The sequence below is a fragment of the Virgibacillus sp. 6R genome (assembly GCF_001895305.1).
Lineage (GTDB): Bacteria > Bacillota > Bacilli > Bacillales > Amphibacillaceae > Virgibacillus > Virgibacillus pantothenticus.
Genome location: NZ_CP017762.1, coordinates 2085668 through 2100541 on the forward strand (window position 1 = coordinate 2085668; position 14874 = coordinate 2100541).

Annotated in this window: 14 protein-coding genes; 8 read left to right on the forward strand and 6 right to left on the reverse strand. The window is 37.7% G+C overall.

Annotated elements, in window-relative coordinates:
* Positions 1 to 10: 10 nt before the first annotated feature.
* From BKP57_RS09410 to BKP57_RS09435, 6 genes are read right to left on the reverse strand one after another with little or no spacing between them, the layout of a single operon-like run.
* Positions 11 to 1285, reverse strand: coding sequence for a TRAP transporter large permease (locus tag BKP57_RS09410; RefSeq protein ID WP_050350799.1), 1275 nt, complete (start codon positions 1283 to 1285; stop codon positions 11 to 13).
* Positions 1285 to 1770, reverse strand: coding sequence for a TRAP transporter small permease (locus tag BKP57_RS09415; protein WP_050350798.1), 486 nt, complete (start codon positions 1768 to 1770; stop codon positions 1285 to 1287). The genes BKP57_RS09410 and BKP57_RS09415 overlap by 1 nt, the downstream gene beginning before the upstream one ends.
* 16 nt (positions 1771 to 1786) lie before the next feature.
* On the reverse strand, positions 1787 to 2812 hold the full coding sequence (locus BKP57_RS09420) for a TRAP transporter substrate-binding protein (RefSeq protein WP_232231370.1): 1026 nt from the start codon (positions 2810 to 2812) through the stop codon (positions 1787 to 1789).
* Between the two features lie 30 nt (positions 2813 to 2842).
* A complete protein-coding gene (locus BKP57_RS09425) occupies positions 2843 to 3472 on the reverse strand; it encodes a bifunctional 4-hydroxy-2-oxoglutarate aldolase/2-dehydro-3-deoxy-phosphogluconate aldolase (protein ID WP_050350797.1) in 630 nt (209 codons plus the stop codon).
* A gap of 19 nt (positions 3473 to 3491) precedes the next feature.
* Positions 3492 to 4049, reverse strand: coding sequence for a 6-phospho-3-hexuloisomerase (gene hxlB / locus BKP57_RS09430; RefSeq protein WP_050350796.1), 558 nt, complete (start codon positions 4047 to 4049; stop codon positions 3492 to 3494).
* On the reverse strand, positions 4046 to 5077 hold the full coding sequence (locus tag BKP57_RS09435; protein ID WP_050350795.1) for a LacI family DNA-binding transcriptional regulator: 1032 nt from the start codon (positions 5075 to 5077) through the stop codon (positions 4046 to 4048). Before BKP57_RS09435 ends, hxlB begins: the two co-directional genes overlap by 4 nt.
* 169 nt (positions 5078 to 5246) lie before the next feature.
* On the opposite strand from BKP57_RS09435, the gene BKP57_RS09440 reads away from it, so the two are divergent.
* The 8 genes from BKP57_RS09440 (at position 5247) to BKP57_RS09475 (ending at position 14874) form a co-directional block, all read left to right on the forward strand.
* Positions 5247 to 5639: a hypothetical protein gene (locus BKP57_RS09440; RefSeq protein WP_050350794.1), complete on the forward strand. Its 393-nt coding sequence runs from the start codon at positions 5247 to 5249 to the stop codon at positions 5637 to 5639.
* 1023 nt (positions 5640 to 6662) lie between these two features.
* Positions 6663 to 7316, forward strand: a complete 654-nt coding sequence (locus BKP57_RS09445) for a lysoplasmalogenase (protein WP_050350793.1) — start codon at positions 6663 to 6665, stop codon at positions 7314 to 7316.
* A 1364-nt stretch (positions 7317 to 8680) separates the two neighbouring features.
* Positions 8681 to 9595, forward strand: coding sequence for an ABC transporter ATP-binding protein (locus BKP57_RS09450; protein WP_050350792.1), 915 nt, complete (start codon positions 8681 to 8683; stop codon positions 9593 to 9595).
* Complete coding sequence (locus BKP57_RS09455; protein WP_050350791.1) at positions 9588 to 10541, forward strand: ABC transporter permease; 954 nt, start codon at positions 9588 to 9590, stop codon at positions 10539 to 10541. Before BKP57_RS09450 ends, BKP57_RS09455 begins: the two co-directional genes overlap by 8 nt.
* A 407-nt stretch (positions 10542 to 10948) precedes the next feature.
* Positions 10949 to 11437: a PTS sugar transporter subunit IIA gene (locus BKP57_RS09460; RefSeq protein WP_050350790.1), complete on the forward strand. Its 489-nt coding sequence runs from the start codon at positions 10949 to 10951 to the stop codon at positions 11435 to 11437.
* A gap of 97 nt (positions 11438 to 11534) precedes the next feature.
* Entirely contained in the window at positions 11535 to 12356 is an 822-nt protein-coding gene (locus BKP57_RS09465; RefSeq protein WP_050350789.1) for a PRD domain-containing protein, read from the forward strand.
* Between the two features lie 117 nt (positions 12357 to 12473).
* Positions 12474 to 13916, forward strand: a complete 1443-nt coding sequence (gene nagE, locus BKP57_RS09470; RefSeq protein ID WP_050350788.1) for an N-acetylglucosamine-specific PTS transporter subunit IIBC — start codon at positions 12474 to 12476, stop codon at positions 13914 to 13916.
* A 184-nt stretch (positions 13917 to 14100) separates the two neighbouring features.
* Positions 14101 to 14874, forward strand: coding sequence for a sporulation protein (locus BKP57_RS09475; protein WP_072741413.1), 774 nt, complete (start codon positions 14101 to 14103; stop codon positions 14872 to 14874).

The following is a 14874-nucleotide window of genomic DNA, read 5'->3' on the forward strand; positions in this document are numbered from 1 at the left end:
AAGCCTCCATTTAATTAAATAGATTTGGGATGAAAAGTGCTATATTCGGTAGAAATGCAATTAATAATAAAATAGCCATAATAATGAACAAGTATGGCAAAACTGCTACAAAAGAACGTTCAATCGACAACTCGCCGATTTTTGCCGACAATAACAATACTAATCCATATGGAGGGGTTGCTAAACCAATAGCAAGTGTAATTATTACTATAAGACCTAAATGTACTGGATCTATTCCAAATTCAAGAGCTGTTGGCAGTATAATTGGGACAAATAGGATCATTGCTGGAATTGCATCCATAAATGTTCCAACAAATAAAAAGAAAGCAATGATAATTAAAATAAACAGCCACTTTGCACTTACATTATTCGTAAAAAACTCTTGTGCTATCGTACCTAATTGATAATAACTCATTAATTCTCCCAACGCACTTGCAGCCGCCAAAGCAAATAATGATAAAGAACTTAGCGCTAAAGTATCGAATAAGATTTTAGGTAGATCTTTTAATTTTAACGTTTTATAAAAAAAAATACTAATTAGAAACGTGTATAAAGAAGCAATTGCAGCAGCTTCTGTAGCAGTAAAAAAGCCAAGAATAATTCCACCAATGATAATAAACGGAGTTAATAAAGCTGGAACGGATTCGAGAATCAATTTTCCTAACTCGGACCACTTGGGACGTGCTACTTTAGGAAAGTTTCGTTTCATAGCAATAATGTACACCAAAACCATCATACCTAAGCCTATTAGTATGCCTGGAATTATTCCTCCTAGAAATAAAGCACCAATGGAAGCATTTGTTAAGCCTGCAAAAATAATCATTGGTATACTTGGTGGAATTATAACCCCTACAGTTGAAGACGCTGCCGTTACTCCAACGGCAGTCTCTTTATCATAGCCCTGTTTTTTCATACTAGGAATAAGAATTTTTCCAACTCCTGCAGCGTCTGCTTGTGATGCTCCCGACACACCAGCAAACATCATGGACACAAGAATATTAGCATGGGCTAAACCACCACGAATTGGACCAACAATAGCTAATGCAAGATTGATTAGTTTCTCTGAAATTTTGCCCGAATTCATTAAATTTGCAGCTAAGATGAACAAAGGAACCGCTAGTAATACAAATGAATCTAAGCCATTTACCATTTTCATCGGCACTGTTGCTTCTGGTGTATATGGCATGCCAGTAATCCCTAACAACGCTACAATTCCAATGACAAAGGCAATGGGAACGCCGATCGCCATCAAAGTAATGAATAAAACTAATAGTAATATGCCCACTATTGTAGCACCTCCTTAGCCTTCCAGCTATGAATGTGATTTACAAGGTGTGCTATAGAATAGACCACCATGGAGCCTGACATAATTGGAACAGCTAACCATACATATCCCATTTTCATTTCAGGTATGGTTGCCCAAGTGTAATTCCAAAACTCGACTACTACTTGCATCCCTAAAAGAAAAATAACGCTATTAAATATAATTAACAAAAAATCATTTACAAAACATAGAATCAACCTAGATTTATCCTTTAATTTTCTTAATAATAAATCAAAACTAAAATGTTCACGACGATTAACCATTACTGAAGCTCCCATAAATATTGCCCAAATAAATGAATAATTTGCAACCTCCTCTGTCCATATAACCGAAATTCCCATATATCTAGTAACAATTTGTAACATAATCACCAAAAAGAACACGGTTAAAAATGCAAACCCAAGAATTATTTGTGTCTTTTCCAGCAATCGTATGCTTTTTTTCAATGATATCCCCCCCCTATCATTTGTTTTCTAAATCTCTTATGTCTTGCAACATTTCTTGTGCCCCTATTTCTTCTGCAAAGGCATCCTGTATCGGCTTTGCTAAATTAATCAAAGGCTCTCGATTAATTTCATTCACCAATGCCCCTTCACTCATTGCCTTTTCCTTATATTCTCTATCTTGCCTGTTTGTTGCCTCTCTCTCCGCTGTAACTGAAGCTTTAGCTGCCTTCATAATAATATCCTGCTGTTCTTTTGAGTACATAGCAAATTTTTCCCCATTAATTAAAAGAAAACGAGTTGTATAATCATGCGCTGTCTCTGTAATAAATTTTCCGTTTTCTGTTGTGTGATGTGATTGCTGAACAAAAAACGGGTAAGCGTTCTCAGAAGAATCCACAACACCTTGTTGTAATCCTTGGTAAAGTTCCCCCCATGAAATAGATGATGGAATAGCACCTGTAGCCTCCCAGAAATCTCCAATCACACCTGATGTTTGGGTTCGTAAAGACATACCTTGTAAATCATCCATGGATTCCAATGGTTTTTTTCCATAAAAATGCCTCACTCCCGCTGTCCAATAGCCTAATAGTTTAAAAGAATTGTTTGATTTGTCATTTATAATTTGAGCCATCTCTTTTCCTACGTCACCATCAACTACCTGAAGCCAATGCTCATAGCTTCTAAATAAGTACGGAACAGAAAACAAGTCTACTTCCCGAATTCCTGTTTGCGTCATAAAACCTGGAGATACAAGTACTACATCTGCAGCACCAAGCTGTAATTTCTCAACTAGCTCTGCTTCTTCAGTTCCAATTGTTCCAGCATGTACTTCCACTTCCATACTTCCATTAGATTTTTCTTCAATAACTTCTTTAAATTTCAACATTCCAGTTTGATAAGGAGTATCTGGGGATGTTTGATTGTGAGCAGCAATAATTTTTAATTTACTGCTTTCAATAGATCCAACATCTTTTGTACATGCCGCCAAAAAAGAAAACGCTACCATAATAAACATCAGGGTGATCAATCGATAAATCTTCACAATTAAAACCTCCCCTCTAGAGCAACGAATTTATTCAGTTGCTCTTTTTATATATTTAATTGCTTCCTCTTGTAATCGCTGATAATCTTCTTCCGTCTTTAAAGCAGCGGCGTTTACCAAATTACTGCCGATTCCTACTGCTTTTGCCCCATGCTGTAAATAATCATTCATATTGTCTAATGTAATTCCTCCCGTAACCATTGCTTCAACATGTGGTAACGGTCCTAAAATATTTTTGATATAACTAGGCCCGACTGTTGCCGCTGGAAAAATTTTCACCATACTTGCTCCATGTTCATAAGCAGTTACTATTTCAGTTGGTGTTAACACTCCCGGAATATGTAGCATCCCGTAGCGATTGGTGAGCTTGAGCGTGTCTGTATTTAATGAAGGCGAAACGATAAAATCAGCTCCCGCCAGCATGACTGTTCTAGCGGTTTCCGGATCAAGCACCGTACCTGCACCAATACAGCTCTCCTCTTTCATAGCTTCCTTTGCGGTAGAAATAATATGAGCAACATTTGGTGTTTCGGCAGTAATTTCAACCGCTTTTACACCACCTGCAGATAGCGCCTTTAATATTGGTACAATATTTTTTTCATCAGCTTTTCTGATAACAGCAACTACTTTAGTTTCTTTAATAACATCTATCGGTTTCATTGTTTCGACACTCCATTCTTCATTCTAAATTTGCATGTTTTGTTTTTAAAACCTCGTTCGACTTCTGCATCTGCTCTTGCTCAAGAATATGGGCGATGACAGCATCCAATACTAAATGAGCTGATTGATCAAATTGACTTCCCAATGGTTGAATAGTTGCTGGCTCTTTTGACAATCGCTTTTTAGTTGCAGCGGGAATTTCTACGATCCAATCACTATACTGAGCAATTATCGATTGCTTATTTGTCGTTACTAAAGCTATTGACGCGCCAATTGCAGCTGCTTTTTCTGCAAAATAAGCTAATGTGCCCGTATTTCCAGAACCTGATATAATTAACAATAAGTCATCAGCTTCCATACTAGGTGTGATCGTTTCGCCAACAACATAGACAGAATAACCACTATGCATCATTCGGATTGCAAAGGCTTTCCCAATTAAGCCTGATCGTCCAGTTCCTGCTACAAAAATGGAATTTGCTCGTTTCAATTGTTTTGCTAGTTCGACCGTCTCCTCTGGGTCGATTGCTTGGATTACCTTGGTTACCTCCAAGGCTATCGTATCTAGTGTCTCTCTCATTGTAATGCTCCATTCTCCTTCCGTTTACAAGATTCTCTGATAATTATTTGAGGGGAGAAACGATACACACGCCTATTTCCTTGGCTTGCTTCATTGTGAAATTGGTTGAACAGCAACTGTGCAGCTTTTTTCCCCATTTCAAATGCCGGCTGAGCAATCGTTGTTAGTGCGGGTGTGTAAAGCGACGCAAACGTCACATCATCGATACCTATAACAGCTACGTCATCTGATATCCGAATTTGCTTATCTTTTACATACTGTAATAGTTGAATCATGACGCGATCGTTTAGAGCAAGTATAGCTTCCGGAGGGTCAGATAAAGAAAGCAGCTTTTCAATCTGTTCTTCCATCTCTTCTAGCCTTGCGCTTATGACATATGAAGAATTTAGGCAAATATCATGCGTTTCAAGGCTAGCTTTATATCCTTCTATTCGCTCGACGCGGGGGGTTATTGGGTCATACAGAGGCGGTGCAAGCATAGCAATTTTCCGGTATCCATTAGCTACCAATTGATCCACAGCTAATTGAGCGGCCTCATGATTATTTAGTAAAACTGTATCTGTCTCAATTCCCGGAACGAGTCGATCCATAAATACAAACGGGTAATGCTCTGTTATTAAGTCCTGATATAAAGCGGTGTTTTTGCTAGTGGGAAATGCAATAATCCCATCAACTTGCTTAGCCCGAAGCATATCAATATACCGCTTTTCCTTAACCGGGTCATCGTCGGCATTACAAACAATTACATGGTAATCTTCCTCATGGCAGTAATCTTCAATTGCTCGAATAACCCTTGTTGAGAAATCATGCAAGATATTTGCAACGATCACGCCAATTGTCCTAGTAGTCCTCTGCTTTAGGCTCCTGGCAATAATATTAGGCTGATATTCCAATTCATTAATAGCAACTTCCACCCGTTCTTTCGTTTCTTTACTCATGTAATCAAAACGTTTATTCAAAAATTGCGATACAGTGCTTTTAGAAACTCCCGCGCGTGCTGCTACATCTGTAATGGTTATTTTTTTCATAAAGTTCCTCTTCCCTTATCTAAACCGGTTTACTAAACCGGTTTAGATAGATTATATATTAATTTTCCGCCATTTTCAAGTACCTGTTGCAGTTTATACAAGCAAAGACATAAAGTTTCAAATTGGCTCATAGATATTAACTAACAAACATTGATGGGGAGTTATTCATATGGAAAATACAATTGGAATTACGGAAGAAGAACTAAGGCGATATGATGTGTTGCAGCAGGAAAAAAAGGAAATAGAGCAAGAAATGAAACAATTAAAGAAAAAATTTCATCATGCCTTAGATGCAACCGTTGGGGAAAATCAAAAAGGTGAGATAGCACGAGGGGATTTCTGTGCACAACGACAAATTCGTACCTCTACACAATATGAACAGGATAGTACTATACGTCAATTGGAGGACATGCAACTATCTGATTTTATTATTATTGAAAAACGACCAGATACCGAAAAACTCGAAGCTGCAATTACATTAGGTTTGGTAGATGGAGAAGCATTTGAAAATTGTAAGCATACGAAAACAACCCAAGCTATCGTCGTTAGAAAATTTCGTTAGCATACCTGTTATAAAGTGATTCTTCAATCAGTGGGGGTTTTCATTCCTCCCCCACTGATTGTTAGAGGAACGAATCGGATATTTAAGTGTTGTTATCTCCCACTTAGACTTTGTTGCAGTATAGATTCTCCAACTCCTCAAATGGGAATCTTACAGCATCTTATATAAGGGATAAATGTTTTTCTTCAAGTGGAACTACGTATAGCTGAGGAACAATCGCTACGGATGTGTTTCACTGTTATAATTTAGCCTACTATACGAATCTCCAATCAGCAAGTTCCTTTCTCATTGTCCCCTACTGTGTTAGATAAACAAACTAGGCATTTGACTTGCAGTTAATCCTTAGCACTTCCTTCTGGATTCGCTTTGAAGCATGGAGGGGACTTTCTTATCTTTTTAGAAAAACTTGGCTTGTCGCCAAGTCTCATGGCGGAAGCCTTTGTTTTTCTTATACTATAAACCAAAAAAATCTTATACTTTCCTATAGTGTAAATATAGTAGCGATGCTACATCATAAACGCGTTTATTACTACTGTTCACTGCATTATGCTTTTTATGCTTTCCCATTTATTGGCTCAATATTAAATGTATTGTACGATATATACAAGAACAAAGGCGCGGGGCGCCCGTTTAGCAACGTAGCGAATGGAACGAATCAACTAAAGATTTAGGAATCATGCCACTAAAAACAGGGGTATGCCGACGCCTGAGCGGCAAGCCCGTTTTTAGTCGGCCTTCCTCTTAGAGGCGAACCGATGATGACTTATCGTAGGGCGCATTTCTAAAGTCGCATCGTTGCTAGGCTCATACGCCGGACGTCGCTATTCGGTTATTTCGTTATCCCCCAAGCACCTCATTTTATAGTTTCTTATCTTAGAACAAATACAAAGAGAAAAAATGGAGATGTTGTTTAAACTTATTTTAAAAAGGAAATATATTTGCAACTGATTCCGAATTAGGAAGTGTTCTTTTCACCTATTTTATTCTATCCCACTAAAATTATTTAAGGAAGAAGGTGATCGCTTGCAAGCGAACCGTTTACCTGTACTTATTTTAGTCTTGAGTATTCTGTATATTTTTATTATTCCTCAGGAGCCTCTCGCTTTTAAACTATTCTTTAAATTAATTCCAATGGCACTCATTATCATTTATGCTTTTTACCAAACACCAAAACAAAAAACAATTGTACATTGGCTCATTCTAATTGGTCTGTTCTTCTGCTCTATTGGTGATGGGACGATACAATGGTTCGTTGTTGGCCTCTCCGCTTTTTTAATTGGCCATTTATTCTATTTAACTGGTTTTGTTTCCCAATGGAAATTTTCCAAATATCGTGTAGCAAGTATCATCCCCATTGGGATTTACGCTTGGATAATGGGCAATGAATTAGTTCAAGCAATTTCTAATTCAGAAGATACTTACCTTGTAATACCGGTTATTATTTATATTGCTGCAATTGCAAGTATGGCATGGTTTGCAATCATGACCGGAAATATATTTGCCAGTATTGGCAGTATCTTATTTGTCATTTCCGACTCTATTTTGGCATGGAATATGTTTGTTTCGCCCGTTAATTATGAGCATGTATTCGTTATGGTTACGTATTATGCCGCGCAATTTTTCATTGCCCATAGTCTCAAAAGTTTAGGGCGAAAGCATACACAGCTAGTTTGGTGAACAAAGCTTGGATTACCGTTCCCGTTCCCCCTCCTTTAAGCTGTTCATTTCTATGAACCCTTGAAATGATTGACTTCGTTTTTTTAAATGTAAAGCGAAAAAGAAACACTTTTCCTCAGCTTGTAGAGAAATGCTCTGCAAGCTTTTTGTTATGCCCAGACTACTTTCACTTCTTCATGCTAGACTTTGCCAATAATTCAATGATAGCAAGTAAGTGATAAAGTAAATCTTTAATCAGTGAGGGTTTTCTTTCACCTCCCACTGATTGGGAGAACCGTAATGTTATAAAGGCCTCTAAACGAATCGTGCATTTAGCTTTTGTTACCTCTCACTTAGACTTGTTGCAGTATGGATTCTCTAGTTCTTGAAGCAGAGTCTTACAGCGCCTTATATGCGGGATAAATACATCCTAAGTCGTACGTCATGTTATTTCCTTAGTCTGTTAACAACAGCATCTATCTTGTGTACCATAATAATCGTCCAAAATACCGCGCCTAGCCAAACATACAAACCAATTTCATGCACGAAGGGTTTTTCTCGCTACTAAAATACTGCATTTAAAACAGTAGTTACCCATCCACCCTCCTTTTGATGGGATATTTGTAAAACAATTACTACAAGCAATGAGCACAGAGATTTAAGCTGTTCACCAAATTATGATTCACGTATCCAAACTATTCTTCAGGCGATTACTTGGGAGGGGCTTGTCGCCCCCCGCTTTTTTCATCGCTGAAGTAGTTCATCTCTATGCTCTAATTAAGTACGAATAGGCTTTTTTTAATTGGTGTAATCATAAAAAACTTTTCAATGAGGTATCTGTTTCTGCTTTAAAAAGATGTGACAGTCTATTTTTTGATAGCCCTACTGTAAAGAATGCTGTTCTTCTCAACATGTAACTGCAACCAGTAAAAAGTGACAGGAACGACAGCCTCAGATATTAGTAAAGATAGCGTTTTTTTAAAGTATCCTTTCCAACAACTGACCAATAATTGGCTTAAATCTAATCTGATGTTGGAATCTCTTTAAACAGGTGAAGAAAATTTCTATCCATCGTCGTCCGCGTATTCATATTTCACCAGTTCAATCATATGTGACAAAATTGAAAGGTAGATGTAAGAAAAAACATGCTAAAATACTCTATTGCCCATGGTACCATTTCAAGTAGGAACTAATTTATGACGGCATTCCCTTAAGAAAGGATGATAATAGATGAAAAAATTTTTGGTGACCCCTTTGGTATTTTTTGCTGGTCTGGCTATCATGTTAATCGTTTTTGTAGCCAAGAAATGGAACACCGTATTATCCAAGACAGGAAAAAATTCGTAGACGATACGATATTTATACTATAAATGGAGGTTAAAGCAATGTCTGTAGCAGCAATGGAATTAGTCAATCTGAAAAAATCGATTGGTAATAAAAACATCATCAAGGGGCTATCTTTTTCAATTAATCGAGGAGAAGTCTTTGGTTTTATCGGGCCAAACGGAGCTGGAAAAACAACCACTATCCGAATGATGGTCGGATTGATAAATATTTCCGAAGGCGATGTCCTCATTCAAGGGCATAGTATTCAGCAAGATTTTAAGAAAGCTGTACGAGAAGTTGGGGCAATAGTTGAAAACCCGGAAATGTATCCGTTTATGACAGGATGGCAAAACTTAAAGCATTATGCACGCATGGTGCCAGGTGTAACGAAAGAACGTATTCATGAAGTGGTGAAGCTAATTGGAATGGAAAAAGCAATTAACGAAAAGGTTGGCAGATATTCTTTAGGAATGCGCCAGCGTCTTGGAATTGCACAAGCACTTCTGCATAAACCGTCTGTGTTAATTTTAGACGAGCCGACAAATGGGTTAGATCCTGCGGGAATAAGAGAAATGCGCGGTCATATTCGCCACCTGGCACAAGAGGAAAATGTCGCCGTGATCGTTTCCAGTCACCTGCTTTCTGAAATCGAACAAATGTGTGACCGAATCGGTGTCATTAAAAATGGAGAAATGGTTACGTTGCAACAAGTTGGCGCTCAGGACAATGGAAATCTTGTCCACCATATGACCGTCGCACCAACAAATAAAGCGAAACAACTATTAGAAGAAAAATTTGCTTTGAAAGTAGTTGAACTGGAAGGTGACCTGTCCTTCCGTTGTGAAAAAGAACAAATGCCAGCGATTATTAAAAGTTTAGTAGAGAATAATTGCGCTGTTTACCAAGCCAATGTCGTGAATGGCACGTTAGAAGACCAATTCTTTGAACTGATTGGAGAGAACACCATTGAGTAGACTATTAAAATTAATCCACAACGAACAATCCAAAATATTTATTCGGAAATCTACTTGGATTATGTACATCATTCTAATTGGACTGATAATTGTCTCTGCTTTTTTAGCAAATAATTTCTCTAATTTGAATGAAGACTACCAAGGAGAGGACTGGCGCCAGGTACTTCAGAAAGAAAACAAGGAACTACAAGAAGAAATGAAAAAAGATGATTACGCACAAGCTATAAATACTGAGACCATCGAAAAAAACAACTACTATTTAGAACATGATATACAACCGGCACCTTATACCACATGGAACTTTGTTCAAGAGAATGCTGGGTTGCTTACATTTGTCAGCTTATTAGTAATTATTGTTGCAGGTGGAATTGTCGCTAACGAGTTCCGTTGGGGATCGATAAAATTATTACTCATCCGTCCAATTAGCAGAAGTGGAATCTTACTATCCAAATACATCGCAACACTCTTGTTTGCCTTATATACAACCATCTTTGTTTTTCTATTTTCATGGATTGTAGGCGCCATTTTCTTTGGTGTTGGAGCCCCGAACACAGAAATTGTAAAACAAGTAGATGACGGGTTTAAGACCGCATATCTACTGAAAGAAATTTTCACAAGCTATGGAATCCAAATCGTACCACTCGTAATGATGGGGACATTTGCTTTTATGATTTCCACTGTTCTCCGTAACAGCTCCCTAGCTATCGGTATTTCCATTTTCTTAATGATGGGCGGAAATTCAGTTATGGTCTTGTTAGCACAAAAAGAATGGGCAAAGTATATTTTGTTTGCTAATATGAATTTAAGCCAATATACAGATGGAAACACACCAATGATTAAAGGAATGACATTGGAATTCTCAATTGCCATGTTACTTATTTATTATGTTGTTTTCTTGGTATTATCTTGGATTGTATTTACGAAACGAGATGTAGCTGGCCAATAACAAATCATAATAACCTTACATCCATTCGCAGGAAACATCGATTCCCCGTGGATGTAAGGTTTAAAGTTTGAAACAGATTATGTGAGAAAGAAAACGGTTGATTTTCGTCCCCATTGATGTTATGATGACGTTAACATAAATATTCGGATCACATGTGACTAACACGATTAGGCATGGTGGTATGATAGAGTAACCTATATTTAGGGCTCTGTATACTGCCATGCCTTTTTTACTGCAACATATGTAGTAAAACCCGGCTATCAAGTTACTGCCCTATTAGCTTGTGATCCGTTATTTTAAACGATATACTCTTGAACCCCGTTTCCAATTTATCGCTAAACGTTTATACTACTTTATATAGAAACAAAATTTCACCATTACAGCCTAAAGAAGAAGGAGTACAGCTTATGTTTAAAAATTTATTTAAAAAATCACAAGAACAAATCATTTATGCACCACTAAATGGTGACATTATTCCACTAGAAGAAGTTCCTGATCCTGTATTTAATCAAAAAATGATGGGCGAAGGTATCGCAATCATTCCAAGTGATGGCAAGCTCGTATCACCGATTAATGGAAAAGTTGTGCAAATACCAGATACGAAACATGCCATTGGTCTTATTGCTGACGATGGCACTGAAATCCTTATCCATGTAGGCTTGGAGACAGTAGCCCTCAACGGAGAAGGCTTTAACGTTAAAGTCGCAACGGACGATGTGGTAAAGGCAGGCGATGCACTTATGGATATCGATCTAGCCTATATTCAGGAACACGCTTCCAGCACGGTAACACCTATTATAATTACAAATAACCAAGATGGAAGTAAAAAGCTCAGCTTTACTGATGAAAAAAAGAGTACAGCGCAAGAAACCGTTCTAATAACGGTCACTTCCTAATATAAAAAATTGAAGAGCAGGGGCGCTGTGTGGGGTTAAGCAAAATACTCCACACCTCCCTCTTCAGCGAACTGCTTGTAAAAGGAGAGGTATTCCGGTGAGAATTACAAAAATCCTCAATAATAATGCCGTGATTGTATCAGACGGAAAGCAAGAAAAAATAGCAATCGGCGCTGGTGTTGCATTTAACAAGAAGAAAAAGGACATTGTTAATCCAACAAAGATTGAAAAGCTGTTTGTTGTAAAAGAAAATGAGAAATTACAAGAACTAATCATGCGTATACCGGAAGAACATCTGCTTACCTCCGAAGAAATTATTGCTTATGCCGAACAACAGCTTGGAACAAAGTTAAATGAACATATTCTGTTAGCTCTGACCGATCATCTTTCCTTTGCCATTGAACGTACAAAGGAAGGAATTCATTTACAAAATAAATTGTTACAAGAAATAAAAATCATGTACCGTGAAGAGTTCAATATCGGGCTGTGGGCGATTAACCATGTAAAAGATAAACTACATATTGAACTACCTATTGATGAAGCAGCATTTATTGCACTACATGTCCATACAATGAAAATTAAAGGAGGTGATTTGCATGAAACGGTAAGACAAACAGCGATCGTCAAAGATATGATTGAAGCAATTCAGCATGATTTGGACATCACCTTTGATGAAAACACGCTCGCTTTTGAACGTTTAATGACACATTTAAGGTTTGCCTTAAATCGCGTGAATCATTGTGAAACGCATTCGTTAGATCAAGAAATGCTTGCTATGATTAAAAAGAAATTTAAACGTTCTTACCGTTGTTCTGTTAACGTTGCAAAAAAAATTGCTGCAAACCATGGGATTGAGCTACCTCCAGAAGAATTAGGCTATATTACATTACACATCGAACGTCTTAAAAAATACCAATAATACAGCTTGTTTTACTCACCACCTTGTTGGTAACGCTTTCATTATAATTACTAACTATTATTTGATGACAGTATCTTTCACGCTTTAATTCATAACTATTATAAGGAGGAATTTATTATGATGAATTATATACAGCGACTTGGTCGATCCCTTATGCTACCAGTAGCCGTTCTGCCAGCAGCTGCCATACTATCTGGAATTGGCTACTGGATTGATAAAGACCAAGTAAACACCGTAGCTGTTTTTCTAAACCAAGCAGGTAATTCTATTATAGGCAATATACCAATTCTGTTTGCTATTGGGGTTGCGTTGGGTTTAGCCAAAAATAAAGATGGCTCAGCAGCATTAAGTGGTCTCGTCGGATTCTTAGTCGTAACAACCCTGCTTTCCACCGATTCCGTAGCCCTGCTACAAGGAATTGAAGCAGAAAGTGTCGATGCCGCATTTAGCGCAAGTAAAAATGTTTTTATTGGAATCATATCTGGTATGGTTGCTTCTATTATGTATAACCGCTTTAGTCATGTACAACTACCTGATGCCTTTGCATTCTTTAGTGGGAAACGACTCGTGCCGATTATGACATCCGTTGCTATGATGGTAATTTCCGTTCCTTTATTTTTCATTTGGCCAGTCGTCTATAACGCATTAGTATCATTTGGAACAGCTATTATTGACTTAGGAGCTGTCGGTGCAGGACTATATGGATTTTTTAACCGCTTATTAATTCCAACTGGTCTGCACCATGCGTTAAACTCGGTATTTTGGTTTGATGTTGCAGGTATTGACGATATTGGTAAATTCCGTGATGGTACAGGGGTTAAAGGTATAACTGGTATGTACCAAGCGGGATTCTTCCCAATCATGATGTTTGGTTTGCCAGCAGCAGCACTTGCCATGTACCATACAGCAAAAACGAAAAGAAAAAAGCAAGCCGCTTCCCTGCTTTTAGCTACAGCATTTGCAGCATTCTTTACAGGTGTCACAGAGCCGCTTGAATTTTCATTTATGTTCTTGGCTCCTGCTCTATATGTCGTACACGCGTTGCTGACAGGACTTTCGTTGGCGATTGCAGCATTTTTCCATTGGACATCCGGGTTTGGATTTAGCGCCGGATTTATCGATTATTTTCTTAGCTATCCATTACCGCTCGCGAATAAGCCATATATGCTACTCGTCCAAGGACTAGTGTTCGCAGTCATCTATTACTTCCTCTTCCGGTTTTTAATTACGAAGTTAAACTTGAAAACGCCAGGACGTGAAGATGATGAAGAACTGGTAGTAGATGATGCAAAAGATGAAGGAACATCTTCTCGCCAACGATTTGCAAAACTGGCTGCGCAAATTTATGAAGGCTTAGGTGGAGATGAAAACGTTACTTCTATTGATAACTGTGTTACTCGTCTACGTGTAGAAGTGAAAGATATAGGTAAAGTCGATGAAGCAAAGATTAAAGCTACCGGTGTTCCTGGTATTAACAAGGTTGGTGCGAAAGGAATTCATGTTATTGTCGGTACAAATGTGCAATTTGTCGCGGATGAAATTAATAAAATACGTAAATAAAGATGGTCATCCCTCCAGTTTATTTTACTGGAGGGGTTGCTTTGATAACAAAACACAGTAATATAGCTCACATAATTTTATTGAAAAAGAGCAGACATGGCCTCCGCTTTTTACCAAAATTTGAATTCTGTCTATAAAAATACAGTTTTTTCATTTATACTAAAGAAAAGGAGGGACATTACATATGTTTAAGAAATTTTTCAATTCCATCGGTATTGGTTCAGCAAAAGTTGACGCAAAAATAGAAACAGAAGATTTTGTACCTGGAGAAATGGTTGAAGGGGTTTTGGAAGTAGAGGGAGGAAATTCGGAACAGCAAATAGATCAAATCTATGTGAGCTTATTAACTAACCACACAATGGAAATCAATGATAAGGAAAGCGATAATCATCGACACACCATTCAACGCTTCAAGCTCACTGACGGTTTTATAATCAAGGCTGAAGAGTCTAAATCCATTCCATTCCGTTTCCAACTGCCTGCAAAAACACCAGCAACTCTTGGGAAAACAAAAGTATGGCTGGAGACAGGCATGGATATAAAAAAAGCATTGGACCCAAGAGATAGCGATTACATACAAGTCGATCCTCATCCATTAGTGGATGCCTTTCTTGACGCTGCGGATAGCCTGGGGTTTGAATTAAAAGATGTGAAATGTGAGCTCACTCCACAATCATCTAAGTTAAAAGATGAATTTCCAATTATTCAAGAATTTGAGTTTAAGCCTAAAGCTAAAAAATATAAACGTAAATTAGATGAATTGGAAGCTGCATTTTTCGTCTATGAGTCTGAGGTTGTAGCTATTGTTGAGGTGGATCGAAAAATGCGAAACGAAGATAGTTTTCTAGTAGAATTTTTCAATTTAGATGAGAGCAATGTCGTTATTCGCTACGGATTTGATAATGTTGGTGATTTGCCTGAGAAACTAGAAGCTTTAATTGAAGAAAACCTATCGTAA